The 19,347-nt window shown below is 70.9% G+C and carries 17 protein-coding genes and 4 pseudogenes; 8 read left to right on the top strand and 13 right to left on the bottom strand.

Annotated elements, in window-relative coordinates:
• Positions 1-141: 141 nt before the first annotated feature.
• The gene (locus B9S58_RS07680; protein ID WP_103531364.1) at positions 142-585 is read right to left on the bottom strand and encodes a MarR family winged helix-turn-helix transcriptional regulator; all 444 of its coding nucleotides are present in this window, start codon (positions 583-585) and stop codon (positions 142-144) included.
• A gap of 128 nt (positions 586-713) precedes the next feature.
• Between B9S58_RS07680 and B9S58_RS07675 the strand changes: the two genes are divergently transcribed.
• The 4 genes from B9S58_RS07675 to B9S58_RS07660 all read left to right on the top strand — a co-directional run bounded on the left by B9S58_RS07675 (position 714) and on the right by B9S58_RS07660 (position 3,793).
• The gene (locus B9S58_RS07675) at positions 714-1,733 is read left to right on the top strand and encodes an NADP-dependent oxidoreductase (RefSeq protein ID WP_103531363.1); all 1,020 of its coding nucleotides are present in this window, start codon (positions 714-716) and stop codon (positions 1,731-1,733) included.
• 130 nt (positions 1,734-1,863) lie between these two features.
• Positions 1,864-2,292, top strand: a complete 429-nt coding sequence (locus B9S58_RS07670; protein ID WP_103531362.1) for an organic hydroperoxide resistance protein — start codon at positions 1,864-1,866, stop codon at positions 2,290-2,292.
• Positions 2,293-2,372: 80 nt separating this feature from the next.
• Complete coding sequence (locus tag B9S58_RS07665) at positions 2,373-3,188, top strand: EI24 domain-containing protein (protein ID WP_103531361.1); 816 nt, start codon at positions 2,373-2,375, stop codon at positions 3,186-3,188.
• Positions 3,185-3,793 carry a LysE family translocator gene (locus B9S58_RS07660; protein WP_103531366.1) on the top strand — a complete coding sequence of 203 codons (609 nt, stop codon included), beginning with the start codon at positions 3,185-3,187 and terminating at the stop codon, positions 3,791-3,793. The genes B9S58_RS07665 and B9S58_RS07660 overlap by 4 nt, the downstream gene beginning before the upstream one ends.
• 43 nt (positions 3,794-3,836) lie before the next feature.
• Here the strand turns inward: B9S58_RS07660 and B9S58_RS37865 are convergent.
• The 3 genes and pseudogenes from B9S58_RS37865 to B9S58_RS07650 form a co-directional block, all read right to left on the bottom strand.
• Positions 3,837-4,112 (bottom strand): annotated as a pseudogene (locus B9S58_RS37865) (amidinotransferase); the annotation flags it as partial.
• Positions 4,110-4,403, bottom strand: a pseudogene (locus tag B9S58_RS37860) (galactose-1-epimerase); the annotation flags it as partial. The pseudogenes B9S58_RS37865 and B9S58_RS37860, both read right to left, overlap by 3 nt.
• Positions 4,404-4,464: 61 nt before the next feature.
• Positions 4,465-5,361, bottom strand: a complete 897-nt coding sequence (locus tag B9S58_RS07650; protein WP_181009223.1) for an SGNH/GDSL hydrolase family protein — start codon at positions 5,359-5,361, stop codon at positions 4,465-4,467.
• A gap of 424 nt (positions 5,362-5,785) precedes the next feature.
• On the opposite strand from B9S58_RS07650, the gene B9S58_RS07645 reads away from it, so the two are divergent.
• The gene (locus B9S58_RS07645) at positions 5,786-6,280 is read left to right on the top strand and encodes a DUF3145 domain-containing protein (protein WP_103531358.1); all 495 of its coding nucleotides are present in this window, start codon (positions 5,786-5,788) and stop codon (positions 6,278-6,280) included.
• A gap of 152 nt (positions 6,281-6,432) precedes the next feature.
• On the opposite strand, the gene fabF is transcribed toward B9S58_RS07645, so the two are convergent.
• From fabF to B9S58_RS07620, 5 genes are all read right to left on the bottom strand, one after another.
• Positions 6,433-7,695 (bottom strand): beta-ketoacyl-ACP synthase II, encoded by a 1,263-nt coding sequence (gene fabF, locus B9S58_RS07640; RefSeq protein WP_103531357.1) that lies wholly within the window; start codon positions 7,693-7,695, stop codon positions 6,433-6,435.
• 76 nt (positions 7,696-7,771) lie between these two features.
• Positions 7,772-8,020 carry an acyl carrier protein gene (locus B9S58_RS07635; protein WP_103531356.1) on the bottom strand — a complete coding sequence of 83 codons (249 nt, stop codon included), beginning with the start codon at positions 8,018-8,020 and terminating at the stop codon, positions 7,772-7,774.
• A 63-nt stretch (positions 8,021-8,083) separates the two neighbouring features.
• A complete protein-coding gene (locus B9S58_RS07630) occupies positions 8,084-9,115 on the bottom strand; it encodes a ketoacyl-ACP synthase III (RefSeq protein WP_103531355.1) in 1,032 nt (343 codons plus the stop codon).
• Positions 9,116-9,124: 9 nt separating this feature from the next.
• Positions 9,125-10,042: an ACP S-malonyltransferase gene (locus tag B9S58_RS07625; RefSeq protein ID WP_103531354.1), complete on the bottom strand. Its 918-nt coding sequence runs from the start codon at positions 10,040-10,042 to the stop codon at positions 9,125-9,127.
• Positions 10,043-10,131: 89 nt separating this feature from the next.
• A complete protein-coding gene (locus tag B9S58_RS07620) occupies positions 10,132-11,331 on the bottom strand; it encodes a CdaR family transcriptional regulator (protein ID WP_103531353.1) in 1,200 nt (399 codons plus the stop codon).
• Positions 11,332-11,613: 282 nt separating this feature from the next.
• Between B9S58_RS07620 and B9S58_RS07615 the strand changes: the two genes are divergently transcribed.
• Positions 11,614-12,273, top strand: a complete 660-nt coding sequence (locus tag B9S58_RS07615; RefSeq protein ID WP_103531352.1) for a pirin family protein — start codon at positions 11,614-11,616, stop codon at positions 12,271-12,273.
• Positions 12,274-12,285: 12 nt separating this feature from the next.
• Here the strand turns inward: B9S58_RS07615 and B9S58_RS07610 are convergent.
• Both B9S58_RS07610 and B9S58_RS07605 read right to left on the bottom strand, forming a co-directional pair.
• Positions 12,286-12,999, bottom strand: a pseudogene (locus tag B9S58_RS07610) (DinB family protein).
• A 25-nt stretch (positions 13,000-13,024) separates the two neighbouring features.
• Positions 13,025-13,428, bottom strand: a pseudogene (locus tag B9S58_RS07605) (hypothetical protein).
• 118 nt (positions 13,429-13,546) lie between these two features.
• Between B9S58_RS07605 and B9S58_RS07600 the strand changes: the two are divergent.
• Complete coding sequence (locus tag B9S58_RS07600) at positions 13,547-14,749, top strand: RNA-guided endonuclease TnpB family protein (protein ID WP_103531351.1); 1,203 nt, start codon at positions 13,547-13,549, stop codon at positions 14,747-14,749.
• Positions 14,750-14,762: 13 nt separating this feature from the next.
• Here B9S58_RS07600 and B9S58_RS07595 read toward each other — a convergent pair whose 3' ends face one another.
• The gene (locus B9S58_RS07595; protein ID WP_258044215.1) at positions 14,763-15,938 is read right to left on the bottom strand and encodes an MFS transporter; all 1,176 of its coding nucleotides are present in this window, start codon (positions 15,936-15,938) and stop codon (positions 14,763-14,765) included.
• A 399-nt stretch (positions 15,939-16,337) separates the two neighbouring features.
• Here B9S58_RS07595 and B9S58_RS07585 point away from each other — a divergent pair, with 399 nt between their 5' ends.
• On the top strand, positions 16,338-17,657 hold the full coding sequence (locus tag B9S58_RS07585) for an aminotransferase class I/II-fold pyridoxal phosphate-dependent enzyme (RefSeq protein WP_219818873.1): 1,320 nt from the start codon (positions 16,338-16,340) through the stop codon (positions 17,655-17,657).
• A 206-nt stretch (positions 17,658-17,863) separates the two neighbouring features.
• Here B9S58_RS07585 and B9S58_RS07580 read toward each other — a convergent pair whose 3' ends face one another.
• Positions 17,864-19,255 carry an IS1380 family transposase gene (locus tag B9S58_RS07580; protein WP_103531107.1) on the bottom strand — a complete coding sequence of 464 codons (1,392 nt, stop codon included), beginning with the start codon at positions 19,253-19,255 and terminating at the stop codon, positions 17,864-17,866.
• Positions 19,256-19,347 lie beyond the last annotated feature (92 nt).

Here is a 19,347-nt window from a genome sequence, read left to right as displayed (position 1 = left end):
CGGGGCCGGGCGGCCCGGAGGAGCCGACGACCGCGCCCGCACCCCCGCCGCCGTCGGCCGGACCGACGCCCGCCCCGACCCCGTCCCCGACCTGCGTCCGCTTCCTGTGGTGGTGCACGTGGGCGCGGGCCCGGACGCGGCCTAGAGGGTCGCCTGGAGGGGCGCCTCGCCCAGCATCCGCCGCAGCAGGTCCCGCAGGACCGTGCGCTCGGCGTCGGAGAGCCCGGCCAGCGGCTCCCGGGCGAAGTCCAGCGCGTCCCGCAGTTCGCGGGCCGTGCGTCGGCCCTTCTCCGTCGCGGCGGCCAGCTTCACCCGCCGGTCCGCCGGATCGGGCCTGCGCTCGACCAGCTCCCGGGTCTCCAGCCGGTCGATGATCCCGGTGACGTTCGACGGCTCGCACTTCAGCCGGAGCGCGATCTTGCGCATCGGCAGCGGCTCCAGCGAGAGCAGCCCGAGCACCCGTGCCTGCGCGCCCGTGAGGGAGTGCTCGGCGGCGGCCCGGTCGTACTCCTCGTGGTAGCGCGCCACGACGGTGCCGATGAGCTCGACGACCTCAAGGGTCAGGGGGTCTGTGCGAGTGGCCATGGACGACAGCGTACCGATTTACTTGACATCATGAAATATTCAGGAGCATGGTTGTTTCATATCATGAAGCTTTTCGCGCACGCCGCGGAGGCTCACCCCCCGTAGGACGTTGAGGAGAACCCGAGCCCATGTCTGCAGCACTTCCCACGTCCAGCCGTGAATGGCACCTCGTCGCACGCCCGCACGGCTGGCCCAAGGCCGAGGACTTCGCGCTGCGTGAGGCCGCGGTCGCCGCTCCGGCCGAAGGCCGCATCCTCGTCCGCAACAAGCACTTCTCGGTCGACCCGTACATGCGCGGCCGGATGAACGACGTGAAGTCCTACACCCCGCCCTTCAAGCTGGACCACCCCATGGACGGCGGCGCGGTCGGCGAGGTCATCGCCTCGAACGCCGAGGGCTTCGCCGTCGGCGACCACGTCCTGCACGGTCTCGGCTGGCGCGAGATCGCCGACCTGCCCGCCAAGCACGCGGTCAAGGTCGACCCCGGTCTCGCCCCGCTCTCCGCCTACCTCGGCGTGCTCGGCATGACCGGACTCACCGCCTACGCCGGCCTGTTCGACGTCGCCTCCTTCAAGGAGGGCGACGCGGTCTTCGTCTCCGGCGCGGCCGGCGCCGTGGGCAGCCAGGTCGGCCAGATGGCGAAGCTCAAGGGCGCCTCCCGGGTCATCGGCTCCGCGGGCTCCGACGAGAAGGTCAAGCTCCTCACCGAGGAGTACGGCTTCGACGCCGCGTTCAACTACAAGAACGGGCCCGTCCGCGACCAGCTCAAGGAAGCCGCCCCCGACGGCATCGACGTCTACTTCGACAACGTCGGCGGCGAGCACCTCGAAGCCGCGATCGCCTCGCTCAACGTGCACGGCCGCGCCACCATCTGCGGCATGATCGCCCAGTACAACGCGACCGAGCCGACCCCCGGCCCGAGCAACATGGCGCTGATCATCGGCAAGCGGCTGCGCCTGACGGGCATGCTCGTCGGCGATCACGCCGACCTCCAGCCGCAGTTCGTCCAGGAGGTCGCCGGCTGGCTGGCCTCGGGCGAGCTGAAGTACGGGGAGACGACGGTCGAGGGCATCGAGCGGGGCTACGACGCCTTCGTGGGGCTGCTGCGCGGCGAGAACACCGGGAAGATGATCGTCTCCCTGGTCTGACCCGGTCCGGACCGGCCGGTGCACCGAACCTCCCTCCCCGGCCGTCCCCGGTCACCCGTTAGGCTCATCCTCAGGCCGTCGCGATCGTGGGCGCGAGTCGCGGCGCACCAACAGGAGGAATCCTCACACCATGACCATCCAGAAGATCGACGTCGCCTACACCGCCGTCGCCACCGCCGAGAACGGCCGCGACGGCCGGGTGTCCTCCGAGGACGGTCAGCTCGACGTCGTCGTTAACCCGCCGAAGGCCATGGGCGGCAGCGGCGCGGGCACCAACCCCGAGCAGCTCTTCGCGGCGGGCTACAGCGCCTGCTTCCAGGGTGCGCTGGGCGTCGTCGCCCGCCAGGAGAAGGCCGACATCTCCGGCTCGACCGTGACCGCCTCGGTCTCCATAGGCAAGACCGAGGCTGGCGGCTTCGGCCTGGAGGTCGCGATCAGCGCCTCCATCCCGAACGTCGACGCCGCCACCGCGCAGGCGCTCATCGAGAAGGCCCACCAGGTCTGCCCGTACTCGAGCGCCACCCGCGGCAACGTCAACGTCGAGCTCTCGGTCGCCTGACCACAGCGTCGCGCGAGGACCGCACCCCCGTCCCGGGGTGCGGTCCTCTCCGCTTTCCGCACGCCAGTACGCTGACGCCCATGAGCGATCTCGGGGCGGGTTTCGGTTACTTGATGAAGGGGCAACGCTGGGTTGCCCAGCACGGACGATGGCTCGGCTTCGGGCTGCTGCCCGGACTCGTCACCCTCGTCGTGTACGCCGTGGCCCTGATCGGACTCGGTTACGGAGCCGACGACTTCGTCGGCTGGGCCACCCCGTTCGCCGACGACTGGTCCTCGCCCTGGCAGGGCCTCCTGCGCACCGGGCTGACCGCGCTCGTCTTCGTCTTCGGGCTGTTCCTCGCGGTCATCACCTTCACCGCCGTCACCCTCCTGGTCGGCCAGCCCTCCTACGAGTCGCTCTCCGAGCAGGTCGACCGCACCGAGGGCGGCGAGGTCCCCGAGTCCGGACTGCCGCTCTGGCGGGACCTGTGGATCTCCGCCCGCGACTCCGTACGCATCCTGCTGCGCGTCGCCCTGTACGGGATCGTCCTCTTCGCCTGCGGTTTCATCCCCGTCGTCGGGCAGACCGTGGTCCCCGCCATCGGCTTCTGCGTCTCCGGCTACTTCCTGGCCGAGGAGCTGACCGCCGTCGCCCTCCAGCGCCGGGGCATGGTCCTCAAGGACCGCCTCGTCCTGCTGCGCGGCCGCCGGACGCTGGTGCTCGGCTTCGGCGTACCGCTGACCCTGGCCTTCCTGGTCCCGTTCGTCGCGGTGTTCCTGATGCCGGGAGCCGTCGCCGGGGCCACCCTCCTCGCCCGGGACCTGGTGGACCCGGACGCGGCGACGGACCCGGACCCCGGCCCCGGAACCGCCGACAGCGGTGACGCGCCGGCCCCGCGGGCGTGGTCCGCGTGACCGAGCTGCTGGCGGTCGCCGCGATCACCGTCCTCGCGGTCATCTCCCCGGGCGCCGACTTCGCGATGGTCGTCCGCAACAGCTACCTGTACGGGCGTACCACCGGCGTCCTCGCGGCCACCGGCGTCGCGGCGGGCGTCCTGGTCCACGTCACGTACACGATGCTCGGCGTCGGGCTGCTCATCGCCTCCTCGACCGCCCTGTTCACCGCGGTCAAACTGGCGGGCGCCGCGTACCTGATCTACATCGGGGTGCGCACCTTCACGGCCCGCGCGGACCTCGACGTCGACCTGACGGACCGGCCGGGACTCTCCCCGCTCGGGGCGCTGCGCAGCGGGTTCCTCACCAACGCCCTCAACCCGAAGACCACCCTGTTCGTCGTCGCGACCTTCACCCAGGTCGTCGGTCCCGGCACCGCCCTGTGGCAGCAGGCGGGTTACGGCCTGTTCATGTCGGCCGCCCACCTCGGCTGGTTCGCCCTGGTCGCGCTGTTCTTCTCGCACTCCCGGCTGCGCGGCGCGATGCTCCGCCGCCAGAAGGCGCTGAACCGGTCGATCGGCTCGGTCCTGGTCGGCCTCGGAGTCACCCTGGGCCTGGCCCGCTGAGGACGATCCGGAGAGCCGTCCGGAGAGCGGACCGCCGGGAGGATCAGTCGAAGTAGGACTCCAGCGTCCCGCGCCGCCGCACATCGAGCGTCGCGCAGTGGAAGGAGCCGCCGAACGGCGCGTAGTGCATCAGGTCGCCCGGGATCGGCTCGAAGCCCCAGCGTTCGAGGGCCCGCAGCATGCCGGTGTGGTGCCGCTCGGCGATGACCCGCCTCTCGTCGACCATGAGAACGTTCATGCTGAGCCACCGGCCGCACAGCGACGTCATCCTCAGCAGAAGTCCGTCGATCGGGTCGGGCTCGGGGGCGACCAGGATGTCCAGGACGAACGACGCGCCCCCGATCCGGTTCGCGTACCGCCCGACCACCGCGCCAAAGTAAGGGGCCGGGAACTCCTCGTAGCCCGCGACGTCCGGCAGCCCGAGCGCCACCGGGGCCGGCGAGCCGTCCCGCCCGGGCACCTCCACCGACTGCACGATCGCACCGTAGGTCAGGACCCGCACGCGGACCCCGTCCCGTTCCAGCGTCCACCGGCGGACGGGTGACCCGTCCGCGAGAGCGCCGAAGCCTTCCGCGCCTATCGCCGTATCCGTGTCCGTACCCGTGGTCATGCTCACCGACCCTACGCGGGAGGCAAGGGGGCGACCAGCGGATCAGGGCCGGGTCCGCCGGTCACCCCCCGGCCGCCGTGACGTTGCGGTAGGCGATCTCCGCCAGCCGGGCCTGGCCGTCGCGGCTCGGATGGAACCAGTCCCACGGGCTCAGTTGCGCACCGGTGAACCGGAAGTCGAACACCGCCCCGCCGTCGTACCGGCAGTACCGGTCCTTCGCGCACACGTCCCGCAGCACCTCGTTGTACGCCACCACCCGGTCCCGCACCGCGTCCCGCCGGGCCACCGCCGCCGGGCCCAGATCGTCCGCGTCGGCCAGCATCGACTGACAGATCCCGAGCTGCCAGATCTTCTTGCCCAGCTCGTTCACCCGCCCCGTCGACCAGAGCCGCTTCAGGTCCGGCACGCTGGAGACGTACACCTGCGCCTTCGGCGCCCCGGCCCGCAGCTGCCGCATCGACGCCTCGAACGACGCCCGGAAGTCCGCCACCGGCGTCATCAGCCGCACCGAGTCCCGGCACGCGTCGTTCGCGCCCGTCATCACCGTCACCAGCTCCGGCCGCTCCTTCGCCGCCAGCGCCATCTGCTCGGGCAACTGCACCATCCGGGACCCCGACACCGCGTGGTTCCAGCTGTGGTCCGCCGCCCTCGACGGGCCGAGCAGCCGGACCGCGAGACTGCGCACCGCGTCGTCCGTGCCGGTCGCCCACGACACCTCGGGGCAGTCGGCCAGCACCGAACAGGCGTCGAAGCCCCGGGTGATCGAGTCCCCGACCGCCGCGACCGACCGGGGCCGGGGGTTCCAGTCCGGGGCGGGGGAGGGGGACGGCGAGGCACTGCGCGTGGCCGCGGGCGCGTTCCGCGACACGCCGCTTTCCGCACCGCCGCCGCCGCATCCGGCCAGCGCGACGGTGCCGGTGCACACGAGCGCCGTCAGCGCGGCGGCAGCGGTACGCATACGTGGGCGTGTCGCACGCTCCGGCATCAGTCGGACCCCCTCCGGTCAACCCCTGGCTCAGCCCCCGATCGCCGGTGGGGCCTATGCCTCTGGACATGCCCCCGGCAAGCACACGATCCCCAGGTCGGGGCTCTGCGCGCCCTGCCGGGTGAATGCCGGCGAATCGGGGGCCCGAGACCGACGGTACGTCACACGGACGTCCCCGGCGCACGGTAGCTTTTCCCCGTCGAACCAGTGGCGTCCCGCCCGCCCGCGCACACACGGGCAGCTCCGGTACATTACGTCACGTCACATACTGTCCCTTTTCAGGAGATTAACTCCCGATGCTGTTTACTGATGACAACCTCGGGAGCCGGCCGGAAAGAGGCGGTTCGGGCGTGAGGCCGCTGGGGAAGGCGTACCTCGTCCCACACGGGAGGTTCCGGTGACGACACGTGGAGTCCTGTACGTTCACTCCGCACCGCGCGCGCTGTGCCCACATGTCGAGTGGGCAGTGGCGGGCGTCCTCGGTGTGCGGGTCCAGCTGGACTGGATCAGACAGCCGGCCGCGCCCGGCACCTGGCGGTCCGAATTCTCCTGGAAGGGCCGTGCCGGCACCGCCTCGCAGCTCGCCTCCGCCCTGCGCGGCTGGGACCTGCTGCGCTTCGAGGTGACCGCCGAGCCGTGTGCCACCGCCGAGGGCGAGCGCTACAGCTCCACCCCCGGCCTCGGTATCTTCCACGCCGTCACCGGCATGCACGGCGACATCCTGGTCCCCGAGGACCGGCTGCGGGCCGCGCTGGCCCGCTCGGTGCGTGGGGAGAGCGACCTGGAGGCCGAGATCGCCTCGCTCCTGGGCAAGCCCTGGGACGACGAGCTGGAGTCCTTCCGCCACGCGGGCGAGGGCGCGCCCGTCCGCTGGCTCCACCAGGTGGTCTGAGCCCCTCCGGCGCTCCTCACCCAACGGTGATCGAGGAGCGAGATCGAGCCCCTCCGGCTAATGAGGGGCGGGGTCCGGGGCGGAGCCCCGAAAGAACGACGAAGCCCGCCTCCCGGACGAACGGGAAGCGGGCTTCACCCGTAGAGGCAGGCTCAGACGGACCGGAACGCCAGCACCACGTTGTGCCCGCCGAACCCGAACGAGTTGTTGATCGCCGCGATCGGCCCCTCGGGCAGTACTCGCGGCTCACCCCGCACGATGTCCGCGTCGATCGCCTCGTCGAGCTCGTCGATGTTGATGGTCGGCGGAGCGATGCGGTGGTGCAGCGCCAGGACGCTGGCCACCGTCTCGATGCCGCCCGCGCCACCCAGCAGGTGGCCCGTCATCGACTTCGTCGCGGAGATCGCGACATGGTCGAGGTCGTCGCCCAGCACCAGGCGCAGCGCCTTGATCTCGGCGAGGTCGCCCTGCGGCGTCGACGTGGCGTGCGCGTTGAGGTGGACCACCTCGGCCGGCTTGAGGTCGCTGGTGTCCAGCAGGTTCCGCATCGCGGCGGCGATGCCCCGCCCGGTGGGCTCGGGCTGCGCGATGTGGTGGGCGTCGGCCGACAGGCCCTGGCCCAGCACCTCGCAGTAGACCCGCGCGCCGCGCTGGGCGGCGTGCTCGGCGGACTCCAGGATGACGACGCCCGCACCCTCACCGAGGACGAAGCCGTCCCGGCCGGTGTCGTACGGACGCGAGGCCTTCTCGGGCTCGTCGTTGCTCTTGGACATCGCCATCATGTTGGCGAACGCGGCGATCGGCAGCGGGTGGATCGCCGCCTCGGTGCCACCGGCGACGACCACGTCGGCACGGCCGGTACGGATCATCTCGACGGCGTACCCGATCGCCTCGGCACCCGAGGCGCAGGCGGAGACGGGCGTGTGGACACCGGCCTGGGCGTTGACCTCCAGGCCGACGTTGGCCGCCGGGCCGTTGGGCATGAGCATGGGAACGGTGTGCGGGGAGACGCGGCGTACGCCCTTCTCCTTCAGCACGTCGTACTGGTCGAGCAGGGTGGTCACGCCGCCGATGCCGGAGGCGATGACCGAGCCCAGGCGCTCGGGGGCGATGGTCTCGTCCTCGCCGGCCTTGGCGGTGAAGCCCGCGTCCGCCCAGGCCTCGCGGGCCGCGATCAGCGCGAACTGCGCCGAGCGGTCCAGCTTGCGGGCCAGCGGGCGGGGAAGGACATCGCCCGGGTCGACGGCCGCGAGGGCGGCGATCCGGACGGGCAGTTCGGCGAAACGCTCGCCTTCGAGAGGCTTGACGCCGGACCGGCCGGCCATCAGACCTTCCCAGGTCGATGCGGAGTCGCCACCCAGCGGAGTGGTTGCGCCGATACCGGTGACGACCACGGTGCGATTGGTCGAGTTCACTGGAAGATCTTCTCCACGTGTAGAGGGTCGTGAATCAGCGGCGCCACCGCCGGGTGGCGACACAGCCGGGCTGGGATCAGCCCTGGTGCTTCAGGATGTAGTTGGCGGCGTCGCCGACCGTCTTGAGGTCCTTGACGTCCTCGTCGGGGATCTTGACGTCGAAGCGCTCCTCGGCGGCGACGACGACCTCGACCATGGACAGCGAGTCGACGTCCAGGTCGTCGGTGAAGGACTTGTCCAGCTGGACGTCCTCGACCGGGATACCGGCGATCTCGTTGACGATCTCGGCGAGACCGGTGACGATCTCTTCCTGCGTGGCGGCCATCTTGGCGCTCCTTCGGTGGGTTTCTTCAGTGTTCGTGCGTACGGACCAAAAGGCCCGGTGTGCCTAGGGGAGGGTAACGACCGTCGCGGCGTAGACGAGACCCGCCCCGAAGCCGATGACGAGCGCGGTGTCGCCGCTCTTCGCCTGACCGGTCGCCAGGAGCCGCTCCATCGCGAGCGGAATCGAGGCGGCGGACGTGTTGCCGGTGGACTCGATGTCACGGGCGACCGTGACGTGCTCCGGCAGTTTCAGGGTCTTCACCATCGAGTCGATGATCCGCATGTTGGCCTGGTGCGGAATGAAGACGTCCAGGTCTTCCGGGGCGATCCCGGCCGCGTCCAGCGCCTGCTGGGCGACCTTCGCCATCTCGAAGACGGCCCAGCGGAAGACCGCCTGCCCCTCCTGCGTGATGGCCGGGAACTTGATCTCGCCCTTGGAATCGAGCGGCAGCTTGGAGACGTCGCCGATGTGCAGGTCGTTCCAGGCCACCGTCTGCTTGATGGTCTCGGACTTGTCGCCCTCGGAGCCCCACACGGTCGGGCCGATGGCCGGTTCCTGGGACGGTCCGACGACGACCGCGCCCGCGCCGTCACCGAACAGGAAGGCCGTCGCGCGGTCCTCCAGGTCGGTCAGGTCGCTGAGCCGCTCCACGCCGATCACGAGGACGTACTCCGCGGAGCCCTCGACGACCATGCCCTTGGCGAGCGTGAGGCCGTAGCCGAAGCCCGCGCAGCCGGCCGAGATGTCGAAGGCGGCGGGCTTGCCCGCGCCGATCCTGTGCGCGATCTCGGTGGCGACGGCCGGGGTCTGCTTGAAGTGCGAGACGGTCGAGACGACGACCGCGCCGATCTGCTCGGGGTCGATGCCCGCGTCGGCGATGGCCTTGCCGGACGCCTCGATCGACATCGCGGCCACGGTCTCCTCGTCGGAGGCCCAGTGGCGGGTGACGATGCCGGAGCGGGAGCGGATCCACTCGTCGGACGAGTCGATCGTTTCGAGGATCACCTCGTTCGGCACGACCCGGGTCGGGCGGTAGCCGCCGACCCCGAGGATCCGTGCGTACGGGGCGCCCTTGCTGGGCTTGATCTTCGACATGCTCGCTCCTTAGACGCCTGCGTGCTCGGACATGAGCGCGCGGGCCGCGTCGAGGTCGTCGGGGGTCTTGAGCGCGAGCGTCTGTACGCCGGGCAGTGCGCGCTTGGCGAGCCCGGTCAGCGTGCCGCCGGGGCTCAGCTCGACGAGTGCGGTGACGCCCAGCGACTGGAAGGTCTCCATGCACAGGTCCCAGCGGACCGGGTTGGCGACCTGCCCCACCAGCCGGGCGATGACCTCGGTGCCGGTGGCCACGGTGTGGCCGTCGGCGTTGGAAACGTAACGCACGGTCGGGTCACCGACCGTGAGGTCGCCGACCGCCGCGCGCAGCTTCTCCACGGCCGGGGCCATGTGGTGCGTGTGGAACGCGCCGGCCACCTTCAGCGCGACGACCCGGCGTACGCCCTCGGGCTTGTCGGCCTCCAGGTCGGCGATCTGGGCCGCGGTGCCGGCGGCGACGATCTGGCCGGCGCCGTTGACGTTGGCCGGGGTCAGCCCGAGCTTCTCCAGGTGCGGGACCGTCACGTCCGGGTCGCCGCCGAGGAGGGCCGCCATGCCGGTCTCGGTGACCGCGGCGGCCTCGGCCATGCCGAGCCCCCGGGTGCGGACGAAGCGCAGCGCGGCCTCGTCGTCGATGACGCCGGCGAGCGCGGCGGCGGTGATCTCACCGACGCTGTGACCCGCGACGACGTCGGGCGATGCGGCGTCCAGCGCGGTCGCCGAGAGCAGTCCGGCGGCGACCAGGAGCGGCTGGGCGACGGCCGTGTCGCGGATCTCGTCCGCGTCGGCCTTCGTGCCGTAGTGGGCAAGGTCGAGCCCGATGGCGTCGGACCAGGCCGCGATGCGGTCGGCGGCACCGGGGAGGTCGAGCCAGGGAGTCAGGAAGCCGGGCGTCTGAGCGCCTTGGCCGGGAGCGACGAGTACGAGCACCCTCACACTCTCTCTTGTGGACGGCTCCGCACGCCCGTGGGGACAGGGACGAAGAACCGTCGGGGGAATTGTTGAAGTCCAACAAAAGTCTAGGACTGAGGATCCGCAGCCGCCAAGCGCCCCAGGATCAGGGCGATCCGCAGCGTGAACGCGGAGCGCACATCGGATGGTGACCATCCGGTGACGTCGGTCACACGTCGCAGCCGGTAGCGCACGGTGTTGGGGTGCACGAAAAGCATCCGGGCGGCGCCTTCCAGACTGCTCGCCTGCTCCAGATAGACACTCAGCGTTTCCAGAAGAGCCGAACCGGCCTCTTCCAACGGTCTGTAGATCTCCTCCACCAACTGGTCCCGCGCGGCCGGGTCTCCGGCCATCGCCCGCTCCGGGAGGAGATCGTCCGCCAGGACCGGGCGCGGCGCGTCCTGCCACGCCAGACACGCCTTCAGCCCGGCGGCCGCCGCCTGCGCGGACCGGGTCGCGGCCAGCAGGTCCGGCACGACGGGCCCGGCGACGACGGGCCCGGCGGCGTACGGCCCGATCAGGCCCTTCGCGACCTGGAGCGGGTTGTCGCTGCCGCCCGCGATGACGACGAGGCGGTTGCCGAGGACCCCGGTGAGGACCTGGAGCTTGGCGTGCCGGGCGGCGCGCCGGATCGCCTCCACGGTCAGCTCGCTGTCCCCGTCGGGCGCGGTGCCGAGGATGACGCACACATGCTCGGGCGAACTCCAGCCGAGCGCGGCGGCCCGGGACACGGCCCCCTCGTCGGCCTCGCCGGAGAGCACCGCGTTCACCACGAGGGACTCCAGCCGGGCGTCCCAGGCGCCCCGGGCCTCGGCGGCCTGGGCGTAGACCTGGGCGGTGGCGAAGGCGATCTCGCGCGCGTAGACCAGGAGCGCCTCCCGCAGCACCGACTCGTCGCCCGGGGCGGCCACCTCCTCGATCGCGGTCTCCATGACCTCGATCGTGGTGCGCACCATCTCCACGGTCTGCCGCAGGGTGATGGCCCGGGTCAGTTCGCGGGGCGCGGTGCCGAACACATCGGTCGAGATGGCCTGCGGCGTCTCGGGATGCCGGAACCACTCGGTGAACGCGGCGATACCGGCCTGGGCGACCAGGCCGATCCAGGACCGGTTCTCCGGGGGCATCGCCCGGTACCACGGTAGCGATTCGTCCATGCGGGCAATCGCGTTCGCGGCCAGCCGGCCGGAGGACTGCTCCAGCCGTTTCAGGGTCGCGGCGTGCAGGTGGGCGTCGTGGGCGGGGGGCAGCTCAGGATCGGGTCGGGGCACGAGGACAAGACTGCCTTATCGGGCCGGTGGTTCGGTGGGCCGGGGCGACGGGGCCCCCGTACCGGCGGGTAGGCGAACACCTGGCGCAACCGTTCCGCTGCCGGAGCGATACGGCTGTGCGGCCGTCTTGCCGCCCGAGCCGGTACGGGCAAGTCCCGTCCCGCTTCCGCTGCCGTACGGCCGTTCCTCGTCCCGCTTCCGCGGCCCGGAGCCGTACGGGCGTCCCATCTCGTTCCCGATGCCCGGATCCGGCACGAGCGTCCCCCGGGCTACCGTGGCCGGGTGATTTCCGTGCACCGGTCCGACGACCGCTACCGGGGCGGGGACGAGGCCGCCGGGACCGACACCCGGCACGCCCTCTCCTTCGGTCCCTTCTACGACCCGGACAACCTCCGCTTCGGCCCGATCCTGGCCTGCAACGAGGAGCGCCTGGCGCCAGGCGCCGGCTTCGAGGAGCATCCGCACAGCCATACGGAGATCGTCACCTGGGTCGTCGAGGGCGAGCTGACCCACCGCGACTCGGCCGGCCACTCCACCGTCGTCCGCGCCGGGGACGTGGCCCACCTGAGCGCCGCCTCCGGGGTCCGCCACGTCGAACGCAACGACGGCACGGACCCGCTGACCTTCCTCCAGATGTGGCTGGCCCCCCTGGAGCCCGGCGGCGAACCCTCGTACACGGTCGTGCCCGGCATCGCCGACTCCACCCCGTACGCCCTGCCCGGCGCGGGCGCGATGCTCCATGTCCGCCGCCTGACCGGGGGCGAGCGCACGGCGGTCCCGGACGCGGTGCGGGCGTACGTCCACGTGGTGCGGGGGCGAATCGCGCTGGACGGCGAGGAGCTGGGCCCCGGCGACGCCGCCCGGATCACCGGTGCGGAGGGGCTGGAGGCGGTCGCGGTGGCGGGCCCGGCGGAGCTGCTGGTGTGGGAGCTGGCGGGCTAGCGGGCCAAAGGCCTACTGGGACCGGCGGGCCCGCCACAGGTCGCGGAGCAGCGCGATCTCGGCCAGGTGGTGGATGAGCTCCAGATTGGCGTTGGCCAGCACGCTGATGTAGGCGTCGTCGGGGTCGGAGCCGTACGGATACCGCGAGAAGCCGACCGTGTCGAGCTGCTCCTCGGTGAGGGTGTCCAGGCTCGCACGGTGGCGGTCGAGCGTCTCCCGGAACCGGTCGAGCGCGAGCGGGGCGGACGGAGTGAAGTCGACCAGCAGATGCGGATCCTGCCGCCGCTCGCCGAAGGTCCACTCCCAGCGGCCCGCGAAGTCGGAGTGCAGATGTCCCAGCCGCCACGCGATGGTGGTGATCGGTACGACGTCGGGCTCCGGCTCACCGGTGAACGCCAGGACCTCCTCGACCCGTCCGACGGTCACGCTCTAGTCCTCGGCGATCTTCGCGACGGACACGCCGTCCGCCGCCTGCCGCGCGACCTCCGCGTACTCGCTCGCCGGGATCTCCGGCGCGCTCTTGTCGAGCACCCATGCGCCCGGCCCGTACGCCCGGGGCGTCACCGCCTCCTCCCGGCGCCGGATCGACCAGCTGCCGGGCGCGGGCTCCCACAGGTACTCCTCGTCCCCGAGGCCCCGCAGCCGGACCTGAGCCATCTCCCGCGCCTGATCGAACTGCTCGGTCAGAATGCTCAGTCGGTCGGTCCGCGGACCCTGGCCGCTCATGCGTGACTCCCTCGTCGTGATGCGTTCAGGCCTCGGAGCGCTTCTCGCGCTCGTCCGCCAGCCTGTCCAGCTCGCGCATCGCCTGGGAGTGCCCGCTAAGCCGCCGGCTCACATGGCCGGTCGTGAACAGCGCGGTTCCCACGAGCGATACGGGGATGGAGAGCCCCAGGACGGCAATCGCCTCGGGCCAGTCGCATTCGTCGGCACAGTAGTCGCCCTTCCACACGCCCTCGTTGGCCGTGCCGCCCTCCGTGAACAGCCGCGATGCGCACTCCTTGGCGCCGCGACCCGTTTCGACCGTGTAGTCCGTCAGCAGCAGAACTGCGCACCAGCCCCACAGCAGGGCCCCAGTATCAGCAGTCCGGACCCGCAGTCACGTATGCGGGCGGCCCGCTCCCGGAATTCCCTGTCGTACTCGCGTGATCGCATGGCGCACGTATCTAACAGCGCACGCGTCTGCCGGTCTTTCCGGTTTCAGCCCTTCCGTGCGCGGACGGCCAGAACGGCGACCAGCAGGTCTGATCTTAAGTCGCGCCACCGCTAGTTTGTGAGCGTGACCGTGAACCAGGTGAAGCGGGCGTTCAAGTACCGTTTCCGTCCGACCGATGCGCAGGCGGCGGAGCTGTCGCGCACGTTCGGGTGCGTTCGCAAGGTTTATAATCTGGCGCTCGCCGCACGGTCCGAGGCGTGGATGCTCCGTCAGGAGCGGGTCAACTACAACGCCACCTCCGCGATGCTCACCTCGTGGAAGAAGTCCGAGGAACTGGCTTTTCTGTCTGAGGTGTCGTCGGTGCCGTTGCAGCAGACGCTGCGGCATCTGCAAGGGGCGTTCGGGAACTTCTGGCAGAAGCGGGCCAAGTATCCGGCCTTCAAGTCGAAGAAGAAGTCCCGTCGGTCCGCTGAGTACACCACCAGCGGTTTCCGCTACCGGGACGGTCGGCTGACCCTCGCGAAGATGAGCGAACCGCTCGACATCGTGTGGTCCCGTCCCCTTCCCGAAGGGGCATCCCCGTCCACCGTGACCGTGTCGCAGGACGCAGCCGGGCGCTGGTTCGTCTCGATGCTGTGTGACGACATCCCCGCACCGATGCCCGGGACCACGAACGCTGTCGGGATCGACGCCGGGATCACCAGCCTGGTGACGCTCTCCACCGGAGAGAAGGTCACCAACCCCACGTTCGAGCGCAAGGACCGCGCCCGTCTCGCCAAGGCCCAACGGGTGCTGGCGAAGAAGGCCAGGGGTGACGGAGCGAACCGGGCCAAGGCTCGGCGCAAGGTCGCGAAGGTCCATGCCCGCATTACCGACCGCAGGTGCGACCACCTGCACAAGCTGACCACTCGGCTCGTTCGTGAGAACCAAACGATCGTGATCGAGGACCTGACCGTACGGAACATGGTCAAGAACCATTTCCTGGCCCGCGCCATCTCGGACGCGGCCTGGACCACGATGCGCGGCATGCTGGAGTACAAGTGCGCCTGGTACGGAAGGGACCTGGTCGCCATCGACCGCTGGTTCCCCTCCTCTAAGCTCTGCTCCGCCTGCGGAGCTCTCCAGAGGAAGATGCCGCTGCACGTCCGCACATGGACGTGCGCGTGCGGTGTCACTCACGACCGTGACGTGAACGCCGCGAAGAATGTGCTGGCCGAGGGGCTCTCGGTGACAGTCTGTGGAGCCGGTGTAAGACCTCAACGGAGTTCTCCGGGTGGGCAGTCGGCGACGAAGCAGAAAACCCCACGGCGCGAGCCGTAGGAATCCCCCTCCTTCAGGAGGGGGAGGATGTCAAGTTGGTCTGCATGGCGCTGGTGGTGTGGCCCAGCCGGTCCGGTGCGCTGTGCGAGAGCGAGAGCACCGTGACACAGGGGGCGAGCATCCCCATCCCGACCGCCGCCAGCGGCATGGCCGCCATGGCGAGCAGCGGGGACACGCCGGAGAAGCTGCCTACCACGGCGAAGGCGACGGACGCCTCCATGATCAGGGCGCCGACCGTGACGAGCCGATGCCGGGCGACGTCCTGGAGGAGCTTCCCCTGCACCCACGACGCGCCCGCCCACAGCACGGCGGAGGCGGTGAAGGCCACGCCGACCGTCACCGCTGCCACCCGCCGCTCGGCGATCAGCATCAACGGAACCAGCGCCTCCACGGTGAAGTACGTGCCGGACGCCAGCCCGCGCAACAGCACCGCGGTGGGCAGGCCGCGGGCACTGCGCCAGGTGCCCTGCGGCAGCAGGCGGGGCGCGAAGGCCACCAGGAGCACGAGGCCGCCGACGACGAACAGCAGATGGCGCGCGTCCCACCCGGAGACGCCGTACTGACCGAGCGCCGCGCCCAGACTGAGCAGCGCCGCGATCACCAGCGGTGGCCGGGAGGCGCGTTCCTCGGCGGGCGGGAGGTCGTCGGGCGGGGCGGCGGCCTGGTCCCCGCCGCCGGCGGGGGCCCGGCGGAGCACCGCGACGAGGGCGATCGCGGGCAGTGCCGTCAGCACGGCCAGACCGTAGAAGACCGCCCGCCAGGACCACACCTCGGTGACCACCCCGGCGATCGGCGGTCCGACCAGCGACGGAATGATCCAGCTCGCGCTCATCATCGCGAGCATCCGGGGCCGCAGATACTCCGGATACGACTGGCCGATGGCGGTCGTCACGGACACCGCCACCATCCCGGCCGCCAGACCGTCGACGAAGCGGCCGGCCACCAACTGCCAGATCGAGACGCTGGACGCCGACACCAGCAGCGTCACCACGGAGAGGATCATGCCCAGGTCCAGCGGCCGCCGAGCGCCGGAGCGGTCCGCCCAGTGCCCGCCCAGCACGCCGCCGAGCAGACTGGCGGCCACGAAACTGCCCGCCACCATGGGGAACAGGGGCACCCCGTCCAGGTCCTCGGCCGCTGTCGGCAGCGTGGGCACCACGGCCAAAGCGGCGAAGCCGGTCAGGAACATCACCGTGGCGAAGGTCAGCGTGGCTGCCGCGTACCGCCGGGAGAAGATGCCCGGCAGGGTGTCGCACGGCGGTGGACGGAGGCTTGTTCCACGGTAATCGGTTCCCGTTGCGATAGATCGGCGAGGTCGTCGTGGGACCGCGGGCCGGGCACCGCACCGCCGTCCCAGCGGCGAGCCCGATGCCGCGAGCCTTGGTCCAGACCACCCGTGGCCCAGCGGGAAGCTACGTCACGGCCTGATCCCGGGCAACCGTATTCAGGGGCCAACTCGGCACCTCGCGCGGCGAGTCGGGGCGGGTCGCCCGACGGGGACGCTGGACTGCCCCGGCCCCCGCCCGGCAGAGGGCGGCCACCGGCGGGACGGGCCCTCGCCGCGCCTTTGTAGGGTGCTGGCGACGTCATGTTTCCGTCCGCCGCGTGTTCGAAGGAGATACCCATCCATCCCATCGAGTCCAGCCCCGATGCCCTGGTCGCCCACCGAGACCGCGCGCAGCGGGACTACACCGAGCTCGTGACGCGAGGCCTCTCCCTCGACCTCACCCGCGGGAAGCCGTCCGGGGACCAGCTCGACCTCTCCGCGCCGCTGCTCGCCCTGCCGGGCGGGACGTATCGCAGCGCGGAGGCCGTGGACACCCGCAACTACGGCGGTCTCCACGGGCTGCGGGAGCTGCGGGAGATCTTCAGCGGCCCGCTCCAGGTGCCCGTCGAGCAGCTGGTGGCCGCGGGCAACTCCAGCCTGGAGCTGATGCACGACAGCCTGGTGCACGCGATGCTGAGCGTGATGCCGGGAGCCACGTCCCGCTGGGTGGACGAGGAGCGCATCGCCTTCCTGTGTCCCGTTCCCGGGTACGACCGGCACTTCGGTGTGTGCGAACGCCTCGGCATCGAGATGATCCCGGTCCCCATGACCGACGAGGGCCCGGACATGGAGACCGTGGAACGGCTCGTGGCCGGGGACGCCTCGATCAAGGGCATCTGGTGCGTCCCGAAGTACAGCAACCCGGACGGGGTCACCTACAGCGACGAGGTCGTCGCCCGGCTCGCAGCCATGTCCACCGCCGCCCCGGACTTCAGGATCTTCTGGGACAACGCCTACGCGGTCCACCACCTGACCGACGAGCGCGTGGAGATCGCCGACCTGCTCGCCGCCTGCGCCGGGGCCGGCCACCCCGACCGGGCCTTCGTCTTCGGATCCACCTCCAAGATCACCTTCGCCGGAAGCGGCGTCGGCTTCTTCGGCTCCTCGCCCGACAACGTCACCTGGCTGCTGGCCAACGCCGCCAAGCGCACCATCGGCCCGGACAAGGTGAACCAGCTGCGCCACACGCTGTTCCTCAAGGACGAGGCGGGCGTGCACGCCCACATGGATCTCCACCGGGCCAAGCTCCGCCCCAAGTTCGACGCCGTTCTGCGTATCCTCGAAGCCGAACTGGGCGGTACGGGACTCGCCACCTGGACGGACCCCAAGGGCGGGTACTTCATCACCCTGAAGGTGCTCGACGGCTGCGCCCGCGAGGTGGTGCGCCGCGCCGCCGAGGCGGGCATCGTCCTCACGCCCGCGGGCGCCACCCACCCCCACGGCCAGGACCCGGGCGACGCGGTGATCCGGATCGCCCCCAGCTTCCCCACCCCCGAGGAGCTGGAGCAGGCCATCGCCGGCGTCACGGCCTGCGTACGCCTGGTCGGCTACGAGAAGCTGCTGGCGGAAACGGCGAGCTGACCGGCCCCTCCGGCCGCCGCCCGCGCGGTGGCGGCCGGAACCGCGTCACCGCTCAGCCCGGATCCACCGGCTCGTTTCGTGAGTGATCGTTTTCGGTGATCGAGGCGATGCGTCTGGCGGCGGGCATGGGGTGGCCGCTGGTGTGCCCAGCTTTTCCACATGTCCACAGCTCTCGGGCCCTGGCGGGCGGGTCGGATACGGCCTGGTCAGAACGGTTGGGGCGGGGTGTTCACGGCGTGGAAGAGGGCTTCGAAGGCGTCGTGCCAGGGCCAGCGTTCGGGCAGGTGCAGGGTGAGCCGGCGGGCTGAACGGGCCAGCCGGGCGGGCACGTTGATCAGGTGATCGCGGATGGTCGCGCACGTCGCGCGGGCGTGGAAGGTGCCGGCGAGCGTTCCGCAGGCGCGGGTCAGGTTGAAGGCGAGGGCAGCCAGTGCGAGCCAGGCGGCGTTCGCCTGGAAGCTGCTCGAGGGGGCGTGTGCGAACGGGCCGTTCTTCAGCTCGGAGATCACCTGTTCCACGATCGCGTGGCGCCGGTGGTCACGCTCGGCGTCGATGAGCGGCAGCGTGCTGTCGGTGAACGCGGCATGGTAGCGCCAGGCGGTGAACAGCTCGCCCTGGCCCCCGGGCACGGTGGCGGGGTTCAGGCGCTTGACGCGTCGCACGATGAGACGGGCGGTGACCTGCTGCTTCTTCGGTTTCGAGGTGAAGGCGGTGTACTCGATCTCGGCGATCTCGGCGTCCGATATCCAGCGTTCCTCCTCGCTGTCCCACACCGCCTTGGGGTACTTGATCGGCGTCCAGGCCATCTCGTCGATAGCGGCGATGGCCTGCTTGACGGAGGCGTTCATCCGCACCGTGACCGAGAAGCGGGCGCCGAGCGCCCGGCAGGCGGCGACCACCTCGGCGGCGTAGTAGGCCGCATCCGCCCGCACGGTCAGCATCCCGGTCGCACCGGACGCGCGGGCGGTGCGGACCGCCTCGGCGGCGAACGATCCTGCTCCGCGCACCGAGTTGACGCTGCCCCGGCGCAGCCTGGTTGCGGCGATGACCGGGGCGGCCAGCGGCGTGGACAGCGTCGCGATCAGCGCGTTCAGGCCCTTGACCTTGTTGTAGCCGTAGCCGACACCTTGCTTGGCATAGCCGTGGACCGGCTTGATGGTGTCGTCCAGATCGAGGTAGGCAACCGTGTCGGCGCCGGCAAGTAGCGGGGTGTGCGCGGCCAGGCGAGGCAGGAACCGGCGGGCGACGGCATGTAGTTGCTTCACGTGCCCGTGGGTGAAGGACCGCAGGAAGCTGCCGAGGGTCGACGGGGCGCGGACCCCGGTGAACAGGCGCCGCATCGCGCCGTGCCGCAGCCGGTCCATGTCGTCGATACTGTCCGCGCCCGCGGCCATGCCCGCGATGAGGGCCATCGCCTTGGCGGCCGGGAAGGAACCGGTGCCGTTCTTCGAGGCCGGCAGCCGCATCAGCTCGCTGACCAGGCCGGGCAGGCCGCACCGCTCGGCCAGGCGCACCAGCGGCGCGAGCCCGCCGTACGCGATCAGATTCGGATCATCGAACCGTGCGGAGACCTTCGCCGCGGCATGGGAAGATTGCATCTCAGAAGTGCCCTGTTGGTCGTGCGTGCTGGAAGCGTAGAGAACTCCCATCATCGCAGGTCACAGGGCACTTCCTCGTTCCCGGCAACATC

The organism is Streptomyces sp. SM11 (assembly GCF_002910905.1).
Taxonomy (GTDB): domain Bacteria; phylum Actinomycetota; class Actinomycetes; order Streptomycetales; family Streptomycetaceae; genus Streptomyces.
The sequence above is the reverse complement of the archived record's forward strand: the minus strand, read 5'-3'. Positions and strand labels throughout refer to the sequence as shown.